The 22464-nt window shown below is 46.2% G+C and carries 18 protein-coding genes and 5 pseudogenes; 7 read left to right on the forward strand and 16 right to left on the reverse strand.

What is annotated here, in order from left to right; all coding sequences use genetic code 11:
* Positions 1–35 precede the first annotated feature (35 nt).
* Both B9T29_RS11920 and B9T29_RS11925 read left to right on the forward strand, forming a co-directional pair.
* Positions 36–1208, forward strand: a complete 1173-nt coding sequence (locus B9T29_RS11920) for an MBL fold metallo-hydrolase (RefSeq protein WP_086176128.1) — start codon at positions 36–38, stop codon at positions 1206–1208.
* Between the two features lie 92 nt (positions 1209–1300).
* Positions 1301–2440 carry a catalase family protein gene (locus tag B9T29_RS11925; RefSeq protein WP_086176129.1) on the forward strand — a complete coding sequence of 380 codons (1140 nt, stop codon included), beginning with the start codon at positions 1301–1303 and terminating at the stop codon, positions 2438–2440.
* Between the two features lie 43 nt (positions 2441–2483).
* On the opposite strand, the gene B9T29_RS11930 is transcribed toward B9T29_RS11925, so the two are convergent.
* The 7 genes and pseudogenes from B9T29_RS11930 to glnT form a co-directional block, all read right to left on the reverse strand.
* Positions 2484–2885, reverse strand: a complete 402-nt coding sequence (locus B9T29_RS11930; protein ID WP_086176130.1) for a hypothetical protein — start codon at positions 2883–2885, stop codon at positions 2484–2486.
* A 579-nt stretch (positions 2886–3464) separates the two neighbouring features.
* Positions 3465–4061: pseudogene (locus B9T29_RS11940) on the reverse strand (IS4 family transposase); the annotation flags it as partial.
* Positions 4055–4278, reverse strand: a pseudogene (locus tag B9T29_RS11945) (hypothetical protein); the annotation flags it as partial. The pseudogenes B9T29_RS11940 and B9T29_RS11945, both read right to left, overlap by 7 nt.
* 299 nt (positions 4279–4577) lie before the next feature.
* Positions 4578–5912 carry an FMN-binding glutamate synthase family protein gene (locus B9T29_RS11950; RefSeq protein ID WP_086176133.1) on the reverse strand — a complete coding sequence of 445 codons (1335 nt, stop codon included), beginning with the start codon at positions 5910–5912 and terminating at the stop codon, positions 4578–4580.
* Between the two features lie 27 nt (positions 5913–5939).
* Positions 5940–6665, reverse strand: coding sequence for a protein glxC (locus tag B9T29_RS11955; RefSeq protein WP_086176134.1), 726 nt, complete (start codon positions 6663–6665; stop codon positions 5940–5942).
* A 33-nt stretch (positions 6666–6698) separates the two neighbouring features.
* A complete protein-coding gene (locus B9T29_RS11960) occupies positions 6699–7613 on the reverse strand; it encodes a class II glutamine amidotransferase (protein WP_086176135.1) in 915 nt (304 codons plus the stop codon).
* Positions 7614–7679: 66 nt separating this feature from the next.
* Entirely contained in the window at positions 7680–9077 is a 1398-nt protein-coding gene (glnT, locus tag B9T29_RS11965; RefSeq protein ID WP_322853472.1) for a type III glutamate--ammonia ligase, read from the reverse strand.
* Positions 9078–9371: 294 nt separating this feature from the next.
* Here glnT and B9T29_RS16860 point away from each other — a divergent pair.
* Positions 9372–9590: pseudogene (locus B9T29_RS16860) on the forward strand (helix-turn-helix domain-containing protein); the annotation flags it as partial.
* On the opposite strand, the pseudogene B9T29_RS16865 reads toward B9T29_RS16860, so the two are convergent.
* Positions 9589–9651, reverse strand: a pseudogene (locus tag B9T29_RS16865) (hypothetical protein); the annotation flags it as partial. The pseudogenes B9T29_RS16860 and B9T29_RS16865 overlap by 2 nt on opposite strands.
* A gap of 92 nt (positions 9652–9743) precedes the next feature.
* Between B9T29_RS16865 and B9T29_RS16870 the strand changes: the two are divergent.
* The 3 genes from B9T29_RS16870 to B9T29_RS11985 all read left to right on the forward strand — a co-directional run bounded on the left by B9T29_RS16870 (position 9744) and on the right by B9T29_RS11985 (position 13337).
* Positions 9744–9971 carry a cupin domain-containing protein gene (locus B9T29_RS16870; protein WP_410169417.1) on the forward strand — a complete coding sequence of 76 codons (228 nt, stop codon included), beginning with the start codon at positions 9744–9746 and terminating at the stop codon, positions 9969–9971.
* A 324-nt stretch (positions 9972–10295) separates the two neighbouring features.
* Positions 10296–11609 carry an ammonium transporter gene (locus B9T29_RS11980; RefSeq protein WP_086176137.1) on the forward strand — a complete coding sequence of 438 codons (1314 nt, stop codon included), beginning with the start codon at positions 10296–10298 and terminating at the stop codon, positions 11607–11609.
* 414 nt (positions 11610–12023) lie between these two features.
* The gene (locus B9T29_RS11985) at positions 12024–13337 is read left to right on the forward strand and encodes an ammonium transporter (protein WP_086176138.1); all 1314 of its coding nucleotides are present in this window, start codon (positions 12024–12026) and stop codon (positions 13335–13337) included.
* Between the two features lie 651 nt (positions 13338–13988).
* Here B9T29_RS11985 and B9T29_RS11990 read toward each other — a convergent pair.
* The 8 genes from B9T29_RS11990 to B9T29_RS12025 form a co-directional block, all read right to left on the reverse strand.
* The gene (locus tag B9T29_RS11990; RefSeq protein ID WP_086176139.1) at positions 13989–14654 is read right to left on the reverse strand and encodes a sarcosine oxidase subunit gamma; all 666 of its coding nucleotides are present in this window, start codon (positions 14652–14654) and stop codon (positions 13989–13991) included.
* Between the two features lie 2 nt (positions 14655–14656).
* Entirely contained in the window at positions 14657–17569 is a 2913-nt protein-coding gene (locus tag B9T29_RS11995) for a glycine cleavage T C-terminal barrel domain-containing protein (RefSeq protein WP_086176140.1), read from the reverse strand.
* Positions 17566–17901, reverse strand: a complete 336-nt coding sequence (locus tag B9T29_RS12000; protein ID WP_086176141.1) for a sarcosine oxidase subunit delta — start codon at positions 17899–17901, stop codon at positions 17566–17568. Before B9T29_RS12000 ends, B9T29_RS11995 begins: the two co-directional genes overlap by 4 nt.
* Positions 17902–17912: 11 nt before the next feature.
* Positions 17913–19151: an FAD-dependent oxidoreductase gene (locus B9T29_RS12005; RefSeq protein ID WP_004704294.1), complete on the reverse strand. Its 1239-nt coding sequence runs from the start codon at positions 19149–19151 to the stop codon at positions 17913–17915.
* A 38-nt stretch (positions 19152–19189) separates the two neighbouring features.
* Entirely contained in the window at positions 19190–20089 is a 900-nt protein-coding gene (gene folD, locus B9T29_RS12010; RefSeq protein ID WP_086176142.1) for a bifunctional methylenetetrahydrofolate dehydrogenase/methenyltetrahydrofolate cyclohydrolase FolD, read from the reverse strand.
* Positions 20086–20952 carry a formyltetrahydrofolate deformylase gene (purU, locus tag B9T29_RS12015; RefSeq protein WP_086176143.1) on the reverse strand — a complete coding sequence of 289 codons (867 nt, stop codon included), beginning with the start codon at positions 20950–20952 and terminating at the stop codon, positions 20086–20088. The genes folD and purU overlap by 4 nt, the downstream gene beginning before the upstream one ends.
* Before the next feature lie 232 nt (positions 20953–21184).
* Positions 21185–21418, reverse strand: a complete 234-nt coding sequence (locus tag B9T29_RS12020; RefSeq protein ID WP_086176144.1) for a hypothetical protein — start codon at positions 21416–21418, stop codon at positions 21185–21187.
* 170 nt (positions 21419–21588) lie between these two features.
* Complete coding sequence (locus B9T29_RS12025; protein WP_086176145.1) at positions 21589–21909, reverse strand: DMT family transporter; 321 nt, start codon at positions 21907–21909, stop codon at positions 21589–21591.
* 254 nt (positions 21910–22163) lie between these two features.
* Between B9T29_RS12025 and B9T29_RS12030 the strand changes: the two are divergent.
* Positions 22164–22464: pseudogene (locus B9T29_RS12030) on the forward strand (formyltetrahydrofolate deformylase); the annotation flags it as partial.

A 22464-nucleotide genomic window follows, 5' to 3' on the forward strand; every position in this document is an offset into this window, starting at 1 on the left:
CTTTTTTAACTGAAAATCTAGGTGTTTGTCAGACCATGATGAGAAAAAAATATAAAGTTTCCCTAATCCTGTTTGTATTTGGTGTAGCTATACTACTTACTGCCTGTGCGACTTTAAATCGTCCTCAATTTGGGCACTTACCCGAACAGGCACGTCTGGAACGAATCAAGCAATCTCCTCATTATGTACATGATGAATTTGCCTATCCTATTGCAACCCCAATGCTACGTGATGGAGAAAGTACCCTAAAAATCTTCTGGGATAATTTCTGGGCAGAGGAACAACAGACTGTACCCACGCAGGCTCTTCCAACTGTTAAGACTAATTTATTGGCATTAAATCCCCACCAGGACGTAGTAATCTGGCTGGGACATTCAGCCTATTATATTCAGTTGGCTGGAAAGCGTATTCTGATTGATCCTGTACTTAGTGACCATGCTGCACCTTTTTCATTTTTAGTGAAAGCATTTAAGGGAACAACGTTTTATCAAGCCAAAGATATTCCAGAGATTGACTACCTACTGATTTCTCACGATCACTATGACCATCTCGACTATGAGACTGTCACCCAACTCAAGGATAAAGTTAAGAATGTTGTTGTACCACTTGGTATCGGTTCGCATTTTGAATACTGGAGTTATCCTTTATCAAAAATCCATGAAAATGACTGGTTTAATACTCTGAGAACTGACACTGGGCTAAATATTCATACTTTACCTGCCCGTCATTATTCAGGTCGTACCTTTACCCGAAATAAAACCTTATGGGCCAGCTATGCGCTAGAAACGCCGACCCACAAAATTTATTTCGGTGGTGACAGTGGCTACGGCCCACACTTTCAGCAGATTGCATCCCAGTTGGGTGGTTTTGATCTTGTGATGCTGGATAGCGGGCAATATGATCCTCGTTGGCCACTCATTCACATGAACCCAGAAGAAGCTGTACAGGCCGCGATGGATTTAAAAGCTAAAGCCATGATGCCAATGCACGTTGGACGTTTTTCTCTTTCACCACATGCTTGGGATGAACCTTTTAAACGTGCAGTTAAAGCCAGTGAAACTGCCGACCTAACATTAGCCACTCCCAAGATTGGTCAACCGATATGGCTAAATGAACCAATAACCGAATTTCCTCATTGGTGGGAAAGCTTATCTCTAACTGGACTGTTCCCAGTCAACTTGAATCAAAAAATGTCACAGATATTATAATTATTTCGTGTATTAAATAAGCTTAAGGAATTTCACCTCATCAGTATCAAAAAGCTGAATATTATACTGATGCGAGAGCAAGGAGAAAAATAATGCTCAATCTTATGCAACCAATACACTTAAGCCAGCTGTTCACTGTAACAATGTTAATCAGTGCTTGCACGGCCGTGCAAGCTAATGCCTTTCCTACAACGCTTAGTCCTCCTAACAAGATGGTTTACCCCAGTATAGATCCCGGTTTGAGTGAAAGTCTTTATCCTAATGAAGCTGCTATGGCTGAAGAAATCTCAGACGTGATTGAAAAATCTATCCGCAAACAATATTCCGTAGGCACTGCTCTGCGTGATGCACATCCCAAAGCGCATGGCTGTGTACGAGCTGAGTTTCAGATAAGGGAAACACTTCCTAAAAACTTAGCTCAAGGAATTTTTATTCCCGGTAAAACCTATCAGGCATGGATTCGTTTCTCCAATGGATCACGTGACGCCACCCAGGCAGACATTAAAAAAGATGCTCGTGGGATGGCGATAAAAGTTTTAGGTATACCTGGAAAAAAACTTTTAGAAGACGAAGCCTCGACACAAGACTTCATCATGATTAATCATCCAGTTTTCTTTGCCAATGATCCTGATCGCTATATGGCGTTAATGCAGGATATTAACAGCGAGAACTTTTTTAGAAAATTTCATATTCCTTTTGCGCTAGGACCTAAGGGAACTTTGATCGCTTTAAACCTCAAAACTAAAATTTCAAATCCTCTACAAACACGATATTGGTCTATGGTGCCCTATCAGTTGGGATTAGGTTCTGATCGTCAAGCAGTAAAGTATTCTGCTCGCGCGTGCTCACCAATCGCAGACCCTATCCGCGATCAACCCAGTCATGATTTTCTGCGTGAGGCACTTCGAAACAGTTTGCAAAAGGATGATGCCTGTATGGAATTTCTGGTGCAAGCTCGAACATCAAACGCAATGTCAGTCGAAGATTCCATGACCGAATGGAAAGAAAGCCAAGCTCCCTTTTATCCGGTGGCAACTATCCATATTCCTAAACAGATTTTTGATACGCCAGATCAGAATAAGTTTTGTGAAGATCTTTCTTTCACACCTTGGCATGCTTTACCTGAACATAAACCGCTCGGCGTAATCAACCGATTGCGTAAGGTCATTTATGAGCGGATCAGTCAAGTCAGGCATGAGATGAATTCGGCCAAAAGACAAGAACCGCTGTAGCCTATGCTTTTTTCATCACACATCTTGTATGGTGGCTTTAATTCTAGTGACTATTCAGATGGTTGAACTTTTGAGGGAATGCTTTTATTAAGCCGTTAGTGAGAGCATCGGCCAGCTTCATCATATGTTCTTCTGCTTTAGCATACTCTGAAATACCTTCAGTATATTTACCCTGAAGTAATGAAGTGGCATAAACCAAAGTAGTATCTATATGCACTTTTAACATTTGGCGCACAACATCTTTTGACCAATTTGGATTTGCAGCTGCTAGAAAATCTGCTATTTCTTGGGCATTGGCATAAGCTATGGTAATTGCTTTATTCAAAGCGGGCTTATCATTTGCCTTTGCTGCTTTTACAACATTGACAGCAGCATTAATGTGCTCCTGCAATAACTTTGTTAATTCATCCCCTGCTTTATCACCATAAAACGGGTTTAATTGCATTCCCAATATCGGACTGGTTTTGCATTAATCTACTGGTTGTTGCTGGAAACGATGGGGAATCAGTTGCATAGGTGTAACGGCAGCATATGTCCATTCCATATGTTGAGCCCATAACATTCGCATAGCATCCTGTAATTCATTAGTTTTTGAATTACACGCTAAAGCGGTGTGTTTGATTTCGTTATGAGCAAATGTGTTGGTTGAGATCAAAGATAGACTTAGTAATGCTGTGAATAAAACAGGCTTAATAAATTCAACTAAAACCTGTTTTTTTGTTTCGATCGAAAGTCCATGTTTTTCTCCTGAACTATATTTTAACTTAATATTTATCATCAGTTTTTTTAATATAGAAGCGATATATATTATCTCCTCTATGAATACATTTTTTATGATAAATCTGACTATTAGTTAGTGTTTTTATTAGGGAAATATTGAATTGGCATACGTTGAACATCTCTCTATAGAACGACGTAAGGCAATAATATCTTTCTGTGTATTAACCTCCACAAAAACGGACGGTTAACTCGCTAATTTTAGCGATAGAAAGTGCTAAGGGGTTCACTGCTGTCCCACAATTTTTTACAAGAGGAGGCTCAAATGAGCTTCCTGTTGTTTGATGGGGATTTGGTCGGGTGAGAATAAAGCTTTTAACGTTTTTCTTTCAAATAAATTCACTTGAATTATTCTGAGTAAACGTTGAACTGTCCAGCCTTCTTTTCCTAAATGCCCGGCAAAACTCACCAGTAAATAGGCGATCATCGCAATCCAAATTTGCGTCTGAATTGCGTTCTTGCTTCGGCCTAAAAAGGCTTTTAATTTCAGATTCTGTTTAATCGCTTTAAAGAACAATTCTACTTTCCAGCGGTCTTTGTAAATTGCTGCAATGGTAGAGGCGGCTAAATGAAAGTTATTGCTGAGAAAGCTAAAGTGCTTGCCACTTTGCCGATCTATATATCCAATTCTTCTTAATACTGGTGCTTTTCTTTTTAGGGCATGTGCGCTATTCAGCTGTATGGTCTCATCTTTTAGAATCCCTTTGGACTCAAGCACGGGATGTTGCTGGATCACCTGATAAACAGCCTTGGGCATAAGACGTGTGACAAATCCAACGTTTTGAGCAATCAGATTCGCATACCATTAGTAATCGACATAGCCTTTATCAAAGACCACAAGATTGCAACATAATTAGAATGAACGCGTAGACATGGCTCAGTTCGCATCAATAACAAGATTTTCTTCCAAATTCTTACATAGATTATCTTGAACTTTGCTTGTAATACTATTTCTGACTCTGTTTAATCTTTTTAATTTTCAGTAATTCTGAGTTAATTTTTACTAACTCAAATTGAACATTTTGTCGATCAAAGCAAAAAGGCAAGATGAGTTGCCACATAAAAATCTCTATGCTTTTTATCAAAGAATCAAATTTTAACATTTTTATCGACATAAAAAATAAGCTTAACTTTATATATGAAATTTCATTTAATTCATCAACTAAATTTATTAAAAATTACAATTTTCAACAAAAACATAGAGTTTTCTTATGAATGTTGATCTAAATTTTATAAATTATTCCACTTTTTTTTAGTTTTCTGTTATTTGATTTTATTATTTCAATAATTTTTTAATAACGCGGTTCTATCTCAGCAAGCATAAGATGGAGATGATGCGTCTCCATCTTATAAAGGTGTATTAATACTGCGTTTGACCTGGAATCCAGTTGGTTCCAGCAAGTGGTACACGAGCCATTGCCGCCGCCTCGACATTCAGCGCCACCAGATCTTCCGGATCCAGATTGTGCAAATGCGATTTACCGCAGGCACGTGCCATGGTTTGTGCTTCCAAGACCAAAACACGCAGGTAATTGGCCAAATGGCGTCCCCCTTCAACCGGGTCAAGGCGTTTGGACAGTTCTGGATCCTGAGTCGTAATCCCTGCAGGGTCACGGCCATTTTGCCAGTCATCATAATAACCCGCCGCTGAACCAATTTCTTTCAGTTCTTTGTCTAGACGCGGATGGTTATCCCCGAGCGCAATCAGCGCTGCCGTACCAATCGCTACCGCATCTGCTCCCAAGGCCATCGCTTTCGCCACATCGGCACCTGTGCGGATACCGCCAGAAACAATCAGCTGAACCTTACGGTGCATGCCCATTTCCTGCAGGGCTTGTATTGCTTGCGGAATGGCAGGAAGAATAGGAATACCGACGTGCTCAATAAACACTTCCTGGGTAGCTGCGGTACCGCCTTGCATGCCATCCAGCACGATCACATCTGCACCCGCTTTCACCGCCAGTTTTACGTCATAATAAGGACGGCTGGCCCCGATTTTGACATAGATTGGCTTTTCCCAATCGGTGATTTCACGGATTTCGGCAATTTTAATTGCCAAGTCATCTGGACCCGTCCAGTCTGGATGACGGCAGGCACTACGCTGATCGACACCGACTGGCAAAGTACGCATACCTGCCACACGTTCCGTCACTTTCATGCCCAGCAGCATACCGCCACCGCCGGGTTTAGCACCTTGCCCGAGTACGATTTCAATCGCATCCGCTTTACGCAAATCGTCAGGGTTCATGCCGTAGCGCGATGGCAAATATTGATACACCAATGTTTGCGAATGACCACGTTCTTCAGGGGTCATGCCACCGTCACCGGTGGTGGTGGATGTACCGACCATAGAGGCACCGCGGCCTAAAGATTCTTTGGCATTGGCAGATAATGCACCAAAGCTCATACCGGCAATCGTTACAGGAATTTTTAAATGAATCGGTTTTTTGGCAAAGCGTGTACCCAGTACCACATCAGTACCGCATTTTTCACGGTAGCCTTCCAGTGGGTAGCGTGACATGCTTGCACCAAGCAGCAGCAAATCATCAAAGTGCGGCACTTTACGCTTGGTACCACCGCCACGGATGTCATAGATGCCGGTTGCCGCTGCACGCTGAATTTCTTGAATGGTCAAACGATCAAACGTTGCAGATTCACGTAACACGGGTTCAAATTCTTGGATAGTTTGAGTCATGATTGATTGCTCCATTATTACGCTTGATTAGTATGCAGATGCATTGTCGACTTTGAAGTTGTACAGTTGGCGTGCTGAACCGTAACGTTTGAAAGAAGCGGGATCTTCATCAAATCCGGCTATAGACAGCAGTTCTGCCAGCTCTTCCAGATGTTCCTGACGCATTTCTTTTTCAATACAGTCTGAACCGAGAGACTTCACCACGCCTTTGACATAAATTCTGGTTTCATACAGCGAGTCGCCCAGCGCATCACCTGCATCACCGCAAACCACCAGACGGCCAGCTTGCCCCATAAAGCAGCTCATGTGTCCAATACTGCCGCCCACCACAATATCGACGCCTTTCATTGAAATGCCGCAGCGTGCCCCAGCATCCCCTTCAATCACCAGCAGACCGCCATGCGCTGTTGCACCTGCTGCTTGAGAGGCATTGCCTTTGATATGCACTGAACCTGACATCATATTTTCGGCTACGCCCACCCCAACATTACCGTTGACGATGACATGAGCTTCTTGATTCATGCCGGCGCAGTAATATCCGGCATGGCCGTCAATCGTGACATTCACAGGGGCTTTAATGCCGACTGCAATATTATGCTGGCCACCTGGATTGCTGACTTTCCAGTCCACAATGCTATCGGTCAGTTCTTTGCTATGCAGGGCCTGGTTTAAATCACGGATGCTGTCTACGCTTAAATCAAATTCATCTTTTAAAATTGAAGTGCTGATTTTTTCTGCAAATGCTGTATTCATAGGGTTATTCCTGTTTTCTATTCTGGGTCATTCTTAAGCGGCTTGATCTGCACTGCGTTGCCAAACATATAAGGTGGCTGGTTCTGGTTCCCAAACCTTGGCTTTGTCAATATTCGGCAATGATGCCAAGGCTTGATATTCGGAAGCCATGGCCACATAGTCATCGGTTTCTGCCAACACCGCCGGTTTGCAGGCAATCGGATCACGGATCACGGCAAAACCGTTTTTGGTGCCGATGGCAAAGGTAAAGAAACCGTCCAGATCGTCCAATGCATTGTTCAGTGCTTCTGCCAGGGAATCCCCTTGCTGTAGACGCCAAGTCAGATAGCCTGCAGCCACTTCGGTATCATTATCTGTTTCAAAGCTGATGCCTTCACGTTTTAACTCTTGGCGTAAACGGGCATGATTAGACAGAGAACCGTTATGCACTAAACACAAATCAGCACCGGTGGAAAATGGATGACTGCCTTCCATGGTCACTGCACTTTCAGTGGCCATCCGGGTATGACCGATAATGTGACTGCCCTTCATATTCGCCAAACCAAAACGCTCAGAAATTTCGGCCGGCAAACCCATGCCTTTAAGAATTTCGATGCTTTGACCGACACTCATGATCTTGAGCTGCGGGGCAATTTTGCCAATCGCCGCGCGCACTGTTTGTTCATCAGATTTTGCTTTAATGACTGCAGCCGTGGCATTCTGGAACCAGTCCATGTCAGTATTCAGTTCTGCTTTCAGTGCTTCTGCAAATGCAGACCAGTCAAATTCATCTTCAACCGACTGCAAGGTGAGTTTGACCCAGCCCTCAGACACTTCGTCACCATAAATGGCAAAGCCTGCGCTGTCAGGACCACGCCCGGTCATCGACTCCAGCATCGGTTCAAACAGTTTACCGAGCTGTGATTCCAAAGCTGGATTTTTTAAGTATAAGCCTACGATTCCGCACATAATTGTTCTCCGCTAAATGCTCTTTTTAATTCATGTCCTAGGGACGCTATGGGGTGAAAATAAGGTTTAGAAAAATTCGGTATAGCGCTGAATTTCCCAATCTGAAACATGGCGGCTGTATTCAACCCATTCCATGCTTTTTTGCAGGATGAATTCATCAACGATTTCAGCACCGAGTGTTTCTCTAAACAGCGGATCTGCTTTTAGAGCCTCGACAGCTTCTTTCAGGGATTGAGGCAGGGTGCCAATACCACGTGCAGCAATTTCTTCCAAACTCAAGGTATACAAGTTTTCATTGCATGCAGGTGGCGGGGTCAGTTCACGTTCAATACCGTCTAAGCCGGCAGCAATAATCGCTGCAGAAACCAAGTAAGGATTGCAACCGGCATCCGGCAAGCGCAGTTCAATACGGCCATAAGGAATACGAACCATGGCAGAGCGGTTATTTGAACCATAGGCAATAAATGCCGGTGCCCAGGTCGAACCTGAAAGTGAACGTCCAACCACCAGTCGCTTGTATGAGTTCACAGTTGGGGCGCAGAAGGCACACAGGGCCGGACCATGCTCAAGTAGTCCTGCAATAAAGTGATAGGCCATTTTTGACAGGCCCATGCCTTGCGGATCACTGTCATCATTAAATAGGTTGCTGGATTCTGCACTGCCTATTGATAAGTGGAAATGCATGCCATTGCCGGCACGTTTTGGGTCCGGCTTGGGCATAAACGAACAGACCATGCCCAAATCATTGGCAATTTCACCGGCCGCCATACGGAAGAACGTAAACATGTCCGCCGAGTTCATGGCATCACTATAGGTATAGTTAATCTCAAACTGGCCGTTTGCATCTTCATGGTCAATTTGGTAAATATCAAAACCGACTGGAATTAATGCCTCAGTAATCCGTTCCAGAAACTGGCGTGAACGGGATAGGCCTTTATAGTCATAGCAGGGCTTGTCCAGATTGTCTGACTCATCGACTGCTTTCAGTTTGCCGTCTTCACCACGGCGGAACAAGCTGAATTCAGGTTCCAAGCCGGTATTGAGGGTCCAGCCTTTAGCCGACAGACGCTCAACTTGCTTGCGCAGTACATAGCGAGAATCATAGGGATGCGGTTTGCCGTTGACATGGCCCTCACAAACCACACGGCCATAACCCGGCTGCCAGGGTACCGGTGTTAAAGAAGATAAATCACCCTTCACCATAAAGTCTGGACCATGCGGCTGCATCCCCATCCCTGAAATGGCAAAACCGGCAAAACCTACCCCTGCACCTTCAATGGCTTTGAGACCCGAAATCGGTACAGATTTTGTTTTTGCTGACCCATGAATATCGACAAACTGAGCCAATACATATTTTAGTTGATGATCATCAATGACTTTCTGTACTTCTGCACGGTACTTGGGCTTACTAATGATGTCCTGTTCTTCTTCAAAGAACTCTTTTACGATGGCCTGCTGGAACATATTTGACATACTCCCGATATGACAAAAAATGATATTTGGCTCGAATAATGCACAGATATTTGATTCAATGTATTATTCAACAGAAGAAACTTTCTTTCCTAAAGAGAAAGCAATTCCCTTGCCAACTTTTTTAGATCGGTTAAAAAATTTGTGCTTGGGGCCTAAAAGCCTTAATATTCCTAAAGAGAATAAAAGTTTCATAAAATAATACTTTCATTCCACATCGGGGCTGCTTTTTAATTCTGATTAAGAGTCAGCAGGATTTAGATTCAAAACAGTGCGAGTTGATCCATAATGAGACAAAACAAGAACAGCCTTAAACTGGAACAGTACATTGGCATTCAAATCAAACGTTGCCGTCAGGAACAGGGCTTGAAACTGGCGGAAGTGGCGCAGACTGCTGAAATCAGTCAGGGCATGCTGAGTAAAATTGAAAATGCTCAGGTCTCGACCAGCCTTGAAACGCTGAGCCGTCTATGTGAAGTACTGGGAATCCCCTTATCCACCTTATTCAGTCAATATGACCATCAGGAAAGCCGGGCCATGATTGTGAAATCAGGCGAAGGGATGGAGGTGGTGCGTCGCGGTACCGAAAAAGGGCATACTTATCACCTGCTGACCCATTCCCGCGGGCCGCGCAAAAACTTTGAAGCCTATTTGGTCAGCATGGATGATGCCAGCGAAGAATTTCCCACCTTTGCCCACCCGGGAACAGAGATGCTGTATCTGATTGAAGGTGAAATCATGTACCGTCATGGCGATGAAGTGTTTCATATGCAGCCAGGCGACTGCTTGACTTTAGATGGTGAAATTCCGCATGGCCCAGAACAATTGATTAAGGTCCCCATCCGTTTGATCTCCATGGTGAACTATGGAGATAACCAGGCCGAATAAAGCGGCCCTGTTTTTATAAAAAGATGGCAATGCCATCTTTTTTGCTGATCAGCTTCAAATAAACAGCGTGGTAGCGTAATCAAAGTTTATCTTGCCCTACCCTTATTGCTCTTTCGCCATCTCAACAGTTCCATCTCCCTATCAACAGCCCCCTCCTTTATGACAGCATCCCTCGGCTGTTCCATGGATCAGGATTCAACTCTGGTATAAGAATTGCTTTGCTTAAAAATAAATAAATATTCCCAATAAGAATATATTATTTCAACGAATTGATTTTGGAATATTGATCTTTACAGCCTAGTGAAAAAATCCGGAGTACAACCTATGTGGGTAAATCATTTAAAAAGAATTGTCGCAGCGAGCCTGCTGCTACCAGGCTTGGCCTTTGCAGGTGAGACCGGTCTGGATAGCGCCTCCACCGTATGGATGATGCTGTCGACACTGCTGGTGCTGCTGATGTTTGTTCCCGGCTTGGCGCTGTTTTATGGCGGGATGGTCCGTGCCAAAAATATTCTGTCCATTTATACCCAGTTTTTTGCTGTGGCAGGCGTGGTTTGTGTATTGTGGCTGACTGTGGTTTATAGCATGAGTGCAGACAAAACCCATATGCAAGCGGGGGTAACCAATCTCTACAGCTTTGTTGGCAGTTTAAATAAGGCCTTTCTGGTGGGTATTGATGAAAATACTCTGCTGGGCGGTGTACCTGAATATATTCTGATTATTTTTGGCATGACCTTCGCGATCATTACCCCCTGTCTGGCCATAGGTGCTTTTGCAGAACGCATGAAGTTTGGTGCAGTGGTATTGTTTTCTGCCCTGTGGCTGGTTTTGGTATATGGACCAATGACCCATATGGTCTGGGGTGGTGAAGGTGCAATCATGCACACCTGGGGAGTTCTGGACTTTGCTGGCGGTACCGCGGTGCATATTAATGCCGGTGTTACTGCCTTAGTCGGCGCAATCGTATTAGGCAAGCGTAAAGGCTGGCCGGTTGCACCCGTTCCCCCGCACAATGTGGTCTATACCATGATCGGCGCAGCATTTTTATGGGTAGGCTGGTTCGGCTTTAACGTCGGTTCTGCATTCGCGGTCAATGCATCGGCAACCATTGCCATGATGACCACCATGGTGGCGACCTGCGGCGGCATCTTAGGCTGGATGGTGATTGAAAAAATGCATACCCAGCATGTCACGGCTTTGGGCCTGGCTTCAGGCGCGATTGGCGGACTGGTGGGCATTACCCCTGCAGCAGCTTATGTCGGACCTTTTGGTGCGTTGGCGATCGGCTTTATCACCGCCATCTGCTGTTTTTATGCCGTGACCAAGCTGAAACATAAAATGGGGATTGATGATGCTCTGGATGTCTTTGCCCTGCATGGTATAGGCGGCATGGTCGGCTGTATGCTCACCGGTATTTTCTGCATCCCGCAACTGGGCGGCAAAGTGGCCGACATTTCCCTGCTGAACCAGTTGGCTGCACAGGCAGGCAGTATTGTACTCACCGTGATTTATTGTGGCGTGCTGACCTGGCTGATTATGAAGTTCGTCGATAAGACCATCGGTTTACGTGCAACCCCGGAACAGGAAGAGCGCGGTCTGGATGTCAGCGATCACAACGAACGTGCTTATAACAACTAAGTCCACAGCCCGCTTTCAGTTGATAAATTAAAATTTCATTTTAGTCCATTTAAAATATTTCAACTTCACCAAGCAAATGCTTCAGGGCATTTGCTTTTATTTTTGCAAGTACAATGCTCAGACTGGCAATTCCCATCTGCTTTCTCGGGGTAAAAACAGCTGACCATGGCTAAAGGGCTACTTCTTTTGAGATATAGACGCTGTAGCTTGAAAATGATTATGATAGATCGTTTAACCGAAAATTAAGTAAAAATATATATTTGAAAAATAATAAAATAATTATTAATTAAAGACTAATGGTATAAGAATTGCATCTTGAATCATGAAAGAAATATTCCCTTTAGTAATACCAATTCCCACCAAAAAATGGGCAAGCTAATGTAAATCTATATTCATGAGATTCAGGAGCAATTCATGATAATGAACAATGTGAAGAAGTTACTCATGCTGAGTGTACTGCTGTCGCCTAGCGCAGTTTTCGCCGCTGAGGGAACGATTGATGGACCTGCCACTGTATGGCTCATGGTTTCTATTGTTATTGTCCTGCTGATGTTTATTCCAGGACTTGCGCTGTTTTATGGCGGTATGGTCCGCGCCAAAAATATCCTGTCTTTATTTACCCAGTTTTTTGCGATTGCCGGTATTGTCGGCATTTTATGGGTGGCCGGAGTATATAGCCTGGCAACCGATACCACCAATATGCAAGAAGGCGTTTATAATCTGAACAGCATTGTCGGTGGCCTGGATAAACTGATGCTGAAAGGCATCACGGCAGAAAGCCTGGCAGGTGGCATTCCTGAATATATCTTGATTGTGTTCCTGATGACATTTGCCATGATCACGCCGTGTATTGCACTGGGTGGCTTTGCGGAAAGAATGAAATTCCGGGCAACGGTTATTTTTTCATCTCTGTGGATAGTGCTGATCTATGGCCCAATGGCCCATATGGTGTGGGGCGGCAAAGGCGCACTATTCCATAACTGGGGAGTATTGGACTTTGCCGGCGGTACTGCCGTACATATTGCAGCCGGGGTCACGGCATTTGTCGGTGCCATGGTGGTGGGCAAACGCAAGGGCTGGCCTGCTACCCCCATGCCACCGCACAATGTGGTATTCGTGATGATTGGCGCAGCATTGCTCTGGGCCGGCTGGTTCGGTTTTAACGTGGGTTCGGCTCTGGCCATCAATTCTTCAGCCGCACTGATTTTCATGACCACCATGCTGGCAACCTGTGGTGGCATTGTCGGCTGGATGTTTGCTGAAAAAATGTATTCCGGCCATGTCACTGCCTTTGGTCTGGCTTCAGGTGCCATTGGCGGCTTGGTGGGCATTACCCCGGCGGCCGCTTATGTTGGCCCTTTTGGTGCAATTGTGATTGGCCTGCTCACCAGTATGGCCAGCTATTACGCGATTATGATACTAAAGAAAAAGCTCGGCGTAGACGACGCGCTGGATGTATTTTCCTTACATGGCATTGGCGGTATGGTTGGCTGCCTGCTGACCGGTATTTTCTGTATCCCCGAGTTGGGTGGTAATGTTGAAGGTATTTCCCTGCTACCACAATTCTTTGCACAGCTTGCCAGCATTTTGATGACCTTTGCCTATGTCGGCATCTTGAGCTGGATCTTGCTGAAAATCATTGATAAAACGGTGGGGCTACGTGTAACAGCAGAACAGGAACAACAAGGCCTGGATGTCAGTGATCATAACGAACGTGCCTATAACTAAGTGCATAAAAAAATGAATAAATAAGGGCTTCGGCCCTTGTTTTTTTATAGCTGCTTGGGATAAACATCGCTTTGCATCATTTTCATACATGGCATGGCTATGCTGCCCTTTGGGGATTAAATACCGCTACTGTCCATCTGCGGATTTTAACTGTTGGGCACCCTGTCATCGGGTTAAACCGGTACTCTCATCGCTCATTCTCTCTTTATGGGAAAAATAGGAATGGATAAGTTGCTGACGGCTTCATTTCGGTCATTTTCCCACAACACGTCTTGGAGATTGTATGATGAAATGCCGAGTGCTCCATCAACTATAGGTTGCTGAACATTCCAAAAAGAACCACAAAGAGAATTCTCTATACAGGGTCATCATTATAGAAAAATCGGGTAGCGCGATCATGTAGCCATGGCTGCAAGAGCAAACGGCAAATTTCGTCCTATCGGTTTGAATAATTTAAATTTTTTCTTGATCAAGACTATGCTTCATTAAGCGGCAAATGCTTGAAAGCATAGCTTTAGCAAATGGACGGTTGTACGCTCTTATGATAAAGGTTTATTGCTGTCCTGATGCCAGCACATAAAGCAAATGGCTGCCAGCTTACGCTAACAGCCATTCAAGGGGATTGCAGTTGGGGGAAAACAGAATTGTTATTTATGCAATGCTGAGCAGCCCATCAATACCGACAGCTTGACCATCAAATTCTGCAATGGCATCCAGCAGTACCTTCCACAAATACAGTGCAGAGGCCCGATCACACAAGAGATTGAATTTCGGCGCTTGGGCATCGCTAACATTCATCACCACAGTATTAATGCGTGCCACCGAGGTCTGTGCAATCTGACCTGCAGCAAAAGCTTCTGCGGACAAATCGACGGCACACAGCTTAGCCATGATCAAAGCCACAGATTGTCCGGTCAGCTGAATCCAGGCATGGCTGTCCTGGCGCGGCAGCAAATAGTTGGCGCGGTCACTCAGCTCCCACTCCAGTTCCAGTGCGGCAACACTTTCGCCAAAATCCTGCATTGCACCCAGCACCAAATATTCGGTCGCAGATAGCCGTGCCACAATGCTGCCATTAGCCTGATGACACAATTTGTTGGGTGCATCCGGCAATGCAAAACCCGCTGCACTTAAATAGCTGGCACTGTCGGTTCCCCGGAAACCGACGCGTGGCATATTGGTTAAATCCACCAGCGCACATTGCTGAATGTGTCGGGATTCAGCGCCTGCAAGAAACATGCGTCCGGTGCCATAAGACTGATAGGCCGCACAGGTTTTTTGAATGGGACTGCGTTCCGCTTGAGGTAAAATACTCATGATCAGATCTCCTGACGGGCATTATTAGGGTCATAAAAAGGCGCTTTTACTACTGTGGCGTAGATGCTTGCGCCTTTTTCCACACGAATCTGGAACTGCTGGCCCACTGCGCTTTGCTCGATACCGACATAGGCCATGCCAATAATTTGGTCCAGGGTCGGTGAATATTCACACGAGGTTACGTTTCCTGTAATTTTGTCACCATCCAGCACAATATGGCCTTCCAGCGGTTTTTGCTGCTGTTTGTCCAGCACAAAGGACACCAATTTGCGTTTCATGGGCTGCTGTTCCAAAATGGCAATGGAACGCTTGCCCACGAACCAAGGCTTGCTTTTCGCCACAGCCCAGCCTAAGTCCACTTCTTTAGGATGCGACATGCCATCGGTATCCTGACTGATAATGATATGACCCTTTTCCAGACGCAGCAGTCGCTGGCTTTCTACCCCAAAAGGCTTCATTGAGAATTCTTGACCCGCCTGCATCAGCAGATCCCACATGAACTCGCCATAGCGTGCGGGGAAGTGAATTTCATAGCCCAATTCGCCTACAAAACCGACGCGCAAGATACGTACAGCAATGCCCTGGATAGTTCCGGTGCGCAAACCCAGGTAGGGAAATGCTGCTGCACTGAAATCGACATCCTGACAGACCTTTTGCAGCACTTTGCGGGAATTCGGACCGGCAATATTCACCGCCGCAAATGCCGACGTGACATTGGCGATATCGACATTTAAGCGCCACTGCGCATTCCATTTCAGCATTTGCTGGTAAATGCGGTCTACCCCGCTGGTGGTTGCCGTAACATAAAAATGGTTTTCACTTAAACGCCCGGCAACACCATCATCAATCACCACACCATCTTCGGCAGTCATGACCGCATAACGGGTTTTACCCACCGGCAATTTTACAAAACCGAAGGTATATAACCGGTTGAGGAACTCGCCGCTGTCAGGCCCGCGAAGATCTAGTCCGCCTAAAGTAGAGACATCAATCATGCCGACATTCTGACGTACATTGCGCACTTCGTTTTCAATATGCTGCAAACGGCCAGAAACTTCACCATAATAGGCCGGACGCTGCCAGTTGCCTGCCGGCATCATTTGTGCACCTGCCTCAATATGGCGTTGATGCATGGCAGTTTGACGGAATGGATCAAAACCACGTCCCGCAATATGCGCCAGTTTTTCTGCGGTGAATGGTGGGCGGGCGGTCGTAACCCCGGTTTCGCTCACTGTCCGGTCTGTATATTTTGCCACGAGACGCGCAGTGGGCAAGGCTGAATGACGGCCTTGAGAAGGTCCCATGCCCACGGTAGAAAAGCGCTTGACCAGCTGTATATCACGGTAGCCGGATTTGGTGGCATTGATAATATCGCGGATTTGCAGGTCTTCATCATAATCGACAAATTCTTTGCCTTTAGGATGCGCGAAAATCGGCCATGGAAAATTCACGGCTGCTTCGACAACAGGTTTTTTCGCTGCTGCTGCAGCATTGCCCAAAATAGTATTCACTGCATCCGTGGCGGTTTGCACCGCATCTTGCAGAACATTGTCCAGCTGATGTACACCGGCAACAGAGCCGCTAATGTGCAATCCCTGAGGTAAACCGGAAATGCTGAATTGTGCCTTTTTGTCGTTATAGTTCAGTTTTGCCCCGGCTTGACACAGCAGCTGGTACACCGGCATATAACCGGATGACATGGCCAGCACATCACAATCAATTTTCTTGCTGTGTGTACCCACCTGGCCTTCTGCAACAATACTGCGTATATCGACTCCGGTCAGATGCTGCATATCCTTGCTATGCAAGGCTTCATACACGGTACTGCTGAGATAGACCGGAATCTGGTGCAGTTCAACCGCTTTTTGCAAAGCGGAATCTTCTGCACCCGCGCGCATGTCGATCAGGGCAGCCACAGAGATACCGGCTTCGGCCAGATCTAGGGCAGCCAGATAGCCGTCATCGTTACCGGTTAAAATAACCGTTTTCTGGCCGGGCCGTACCCCATACAGTTTGACCAGACGTTGTACCGCACTGGTCAACAGCACGCCGGGCAAGTCGTTGTTGCGGAACACCACCGGCTGGTCAAAACTGCCGCTGGCCACAATGCATTGCTTGGCACGGACTTTATACATGCGCTTGCCTTGAATGACCGGTAAATAATGATCGGTAAACCAGGCATTACAGATAGCTTGTTTCAGCACGCTAATGTTTTCATGCTGTTCTACTTGCGCAATCAGTTTGGCCGCACATGCAGAAGCTTTTTTGCCTTCGGCATCAAAACGCGCATAATGCAGGCTGCCACCCAGTATTTTATCCTGTTCGATTAGCAACACTTTCATGCCGGCATTCGCGGCGGTTAACGCTGCCTGCAAGCCGGCCGGACCGGCACCAATAATGGCAATATCCGTAAATAGATAGGCTTTGTCGTAATATTCAGGTTCGAAGTTTAGATCAAGTACACCCAGCCCGGCTTTTTTACGGATCATGGACTCCCACAGCTTCCAGACCCCTTTAGGCTTGTAGAATGAGCGGTAATAGAAGCCGACAGGCATAAATTTTGAAAATTTGCCTAAAAACGCATCGCTGTCTTTCATTAACGAGCCAGCATAGTTTTGCCCCATTGCCGACAGATTTGCTGCAATCTCGGTGCTATCTGCCAGTACATTCGGCTCCTGCGGCAATTGAATCAGCGTATTGGCATCTTGTCCCGCCATGGTTAAAGGTGCACGCGGACGGTGGTATTTAAAAGAGCGCGACATAATCCAGCGCTGATTGGCAATCAAGGCACTGGCAATACTGTCGCCCGCATAGCCCTGAAAAGTCTGCTGATCAAACTGAAAAGTCACAGGCTGGTTGCGGTCAATCAAAATGCCATACGGCAAAGGCAGTCGGTTTAAATCTAGATTGCTCATGCGGATACCTCCTGTTTAGCAGCCTGTTCTGCTGTTTTTTCTGTAGCTGCCGGATTTTCAAAATCGATGCGCTGGCTAAACATTTCCTTGGCATCAAAGGTACGCAGAATTTCATCGCTCACTGTATGGCGCTCGGCAATAAACCAATAACTGCTTGGAGTATGCATCCACCATTCCAGTACCACGCCAGCGATATTGCTTTTATTGAACACATAATCTGCCCATTCTTCATTGCTGCAGGTGTTCTGATCGGGCATGGTTTTCAGCTCGCCGCCATAACTAAATTCACTGATATTTCGTGGACCATTTAAAGGACAAATCATTATTTTCATGGGTTTACTCCTTAATGGCTCGCCGCAGTGGCGCCCATTTCATTAACTTGCTGGAAGCGGCTGAAACGCGACAATTCAAATGGCTTGATCAGATCCGGCGTACGGCCAGTCGCCACAAGTTCCGCCATGGTCTTGCCGCAGATCGGGGTGGATTTAAAGCCCCAGGTGCCCCAACCTGCATCCAGGTAATAATTGTCATAAGGCGATTTGCCCATAATCGGGCTGTAGTCAGGTGTCATGTCGGTCATGCCCGCCCATTGGCGCATGAGTTTGACATTGGCCATAAACGGGAACATTTCAATGGCATGAGCCAGCAGGCTTTCTTTTAAATCCAGGGTAGAACGGGTGTTGTACAGCGGATAAGGGTCTGAACCGCCGCCAAAGACAATTTCACCGCGGCTGGTTTGCTGCACATAGCAGTGCAAAGCAGACGAGCTGACCAAGGGGTTGATAAACGGTTTAAACGGCTGGGACACCATGGCTTGCAGCGGGAAGGTATGAATCGGCGACTTGATATGCAGCTTGTTCATTAAAATGCTGGAAGCACCGGCAATCGCCTGCACCACGCAGCCACACTTGATGCTGCCGCGGTTGGTTTTCACCGCCGTGACCTGGTTTTTTTCAGTCACAAAATCCTGTACTTCAGTCAGCTGGTGGATTTCTACGCCGCGTTTCGCTGCTTCCTTGGCATAGCCCCAGGCCACGGCATCATGCCGCGCTGTGGCACCATCCATATGCCAGAGTCCTGCCAGAACCGGCAAATGTGCAGGATCAAGATTCAGACACGGTACCAGCTCCTTAATTTGCTGGCGGTCAATCATTTCGGTACGACCGCCAAAATGCTTATTCACTTCGGCACGCTGGCGGAAGGCACGCACAGTAGAATCAGTATGCGCCAAAGTCAGCTGGCCGCGCTCTGAATACATGATGTTGAAGTCAAATTCATTGGACAGGTTTTTAAATAAATCAACCGATTCTGAATAGAACTTCACCCCTTCTGAGGTCAGATAGTTGGAACGGATCACCGCAGTATTGCGCGCCGTATTACCACCGCCAAGATAGGATTTTTCCAGCACAGCAACATTGGTGATGCCTTGATATTTTGCAAGATAATATGCGATTGCCAAACCATGACCGCCAGCGCCAATAATCACTACGTCATAGTGTGATTTCAGCTCCTTCGGTGGAGGCAAATCAACTTCAACAGGATATTCACTGCTTAATCCGTATTTGAGCAAACCAAGTGGCATGATTTCTTCTCCAAGGCATCTTTTCCAATGCCGCTAGCTTATTTTTTAAAAATGTTTGCCTGCATACGCGCAGCATCAAGGGTATTTTTCATCAGGTAGGCAATGGTCATGGGTCCGACACCGCCCGGAACAGGCGTGATGGCTTTGACCACAGACAGCGCATCGTCATAATCGACATCTCCGACCAGACGGTTTTTGCCGTTTTCCTGAATGCGGTTAATCCCCACATCAATGACCACAGCACCCGGTTTTAAATACGATGCATCGATCATTTTCGGTCTACCGACGGCTGCCACCAGAATGTCCGCATTTTTGCAAATGTCGCGAATATTCTGGGTGCGTGAATGGACAATGCTGACGGTGCAGCTTTCTTTTAATAACAGCGCCGCCATCGGCTTGCCGACAATGTTGGAACGGCCCACCACCACGGCATGCAGTCCGGACAAATCCGGCCCCAGGGTATCTTTCAGCAGGCGGATACAGCCGGTCGGTGTACATGGGGTTAAGACCTCACGACCCTGACTCAGACCGCCGACATTTTCACTGTGAAAACCGTCAACATCCTTAAGCGGATGAATGCGCTGCAACACAGCCGTTTCATCAATATGCGCCGGCAATGGCAGCTGCACCAGGATGCCATGCACGGTGGCATCTGCATTCAGTTCATCAATTTTCTGCAACAGCGTGTCAGCCTCTGTATCTGCCGACATGCGGTATTCCAGTGAGCGGATGCCGACATACAGCGCTTTTTCAACTTTGTTGCGCACATAGACATGACTGGCTGGATCATCTCCGACCAGGACTACCGCAAGGCAAGGCTCAATACCTTGCGCTTTCATCTGCTGCACTTCGCTTTTGATCTCGTCCAAAACGGTTTGTGCCGTTGCTTTGCCATCGATTATCAACGGCTGTGAGTGTTCTTGAATGGCTATGTTCATTTAAATACCACCGTACGGTCATCATTAAGGAATACGCGGTGTTCAACAAAGTATTTCACTGCTTTGGACAGCGCGACTGTTTCGGTATCACGCCCTACCGACACCAGGTCATCCGGTAAATAGGCATGGTCTACCCGCTGCACTTCCTGCTCGATAATCGGGCCTTCGTCCAGATCACCGGTGACAAAATGTGCCGTGGCCCCGATCAGTTTTACGCCGCGTTCAAAGGCCTGATGATAAGGCTTGGCCCCTTTAAAGCCGGGCAGAAACGAATGGTGGATATTGATGGCACGTCCTGCCAGCTGACGGCACAGGTTATCTGACAGGATCTGCATATAGCGCGCCAGAATCACCAGTTCGGTACCGGTTTCATCCACAATTTTCAGCAATTCCTGTTCCTGCTGTGCTTTGCTGTCTTTGGTCACCGGCAGATAGATAAAGCGCAGGCCTTCACGTTCTGCAATTGGACGCAAGTCCAGATGGTTGGACACCACCGCAGTAATCTGGAAATCCAGTTCGCCTTTATGATGGCGATACAGCAGGTTGAGGAAACAGTGATCAAATTTGCTGACCAGGATCATGACTTTCATCGGTGCGCTGCAGTCATAGAAGGTCGCCTGCATCGCGAACAGCTGTTCGACTTCGGCAAAGCTGGCTTTCAGGCTGTCAATATCGCCACTGGCGTCATTGAAACGGAACACAATACGGGTAAAGAAATAGCCGGTGGTCTCGTCATCATACTGTGCCATTTCACTGATATAGCAGCCGTTCTGGGCAAGGCAGCCGCTGATGGCGGCAACGATGCCGGATGCAGCCGGGCAACGGATTTTTAGAATATATTGGGCTGTAGCGTTCTGGGGCATAGGGGGTGCTTCCTATAAATTCTCAATCTTTAAAGTGAGTTTCTATGCGATGTTTAATTTTCCCTTTAGGAAAATTATTTTCTCTGTGAGAATTTATATAGGATTTTTTTTCAGCCGTCTACAGCTTTAGGAAAGTTTTTTTATTTTTAGGAAAGTTTTTTAAATTATTGATTTTTATTAAGATGTGCGAAAGCACCAGCAGGAAATTAATCTCCTGCTGGCTAGATTTGGCTTAACATAAAACCTCTACCCGATGAAACTGCTTCAGCTGCAACAATTCCTGAAAAGGCTGGGCAGACTGCATCAAATGGTTCATCTGTTCATGAAACTGCTGAACCAGACCCTGATTGCATCGAATCAGCCAGCCTTTCATAAACTTCTTGTTCATATTCAGCATATACACCTCACAGGTGGTCGGTGTTAATAAGCGAATTTTCTTAATCACAAAGTGTTCCGGATAGCTCATCGCATTCTCCTTTTACAAAGTTCAATTGATAAAAAGCAAATACCGCGCCAAGTTTGCCAATAGCCGATTTGTCCTGTTTGATACCGGCTAAATCTGGAATTTATTCCTGATATGAATATTTTATGCATTAAAACTGCGCATTTGCTTGATGGTCTGCACCAAATTGCAGATCAGGAGGGTTCGGATAATTTCATTAATAGCAGTCCAGCCGTAATCAGAATGGCGGCTAAAATACGCATCAAGGTGGCCTGCTCGCCCAAGATCAAGATGCCCAGCAAAAATGCCCCGACCACACCAATGCCCGACCAAATGGTATAGGCCGTGCCTAAGGGCAGCGTGCGCATGGCATAGCTCAACAGCAGAAAACTTAAAATCACAAAAACCACCGTCATGAGGGTGGGGACCGGCTTGCTAAAACCGGCTGAAAGTTTCATGGAATAGGCCCAGATAATCTCAAAAATACCGGCCAGAACTAAAACTATCCATGCCATCTGTATTGACTCCCTGAATTGAGTTTTATGCCGGATCAGCTCAGCGTTCGGCTGATTTTAATACTGCGATGGCTGGCCAATTTTACCTATACCCCTAAAGGCATACTCATAAAAAGTAGCTGAATTTAAACAAGAAATATGGACAACGACGTGTGTTTTTATATAAATTTTTACAAGAAATTAAATTTACTCTTAAGAATATCCATCTTGAGCACCTGAGTTTTGACTGCCTTAAATACCGGAGCAAATCGACCATGACGCAGTACACTTCAGCCCAATATATTCTAAAAATCCGTTGCCCGGCTGCATCCGGCATCGTTGCCGCCATCAGCGGCTGCCTTGCCCAGAACGGCTGCTATATCAGTGAAATGGCACAGTATGATGACGAGACCACCGGCTATTTCTTTACCCGTATTGTGTTCCGTTTCAATGACGCCAGTGGCGATATTGACAGCCTGAAAGCCAGCTTTGCCGAAGTCGAACAGCTGTTCGCGATGCAGGCGACCTTCTATGACTGCAGCGCACCGATGAAAGTCATGATCCTGGTCAGCAAAT

It is taken from the genome of Acinetobacter sp. ANC 3903, from assembly GCF_002135315.1.
Lineage (GTDB): Bacteria > Pseudomonadota > Gammaproteobacteria > Pseudomonadales > Moraxellaceae > Acinetobacter.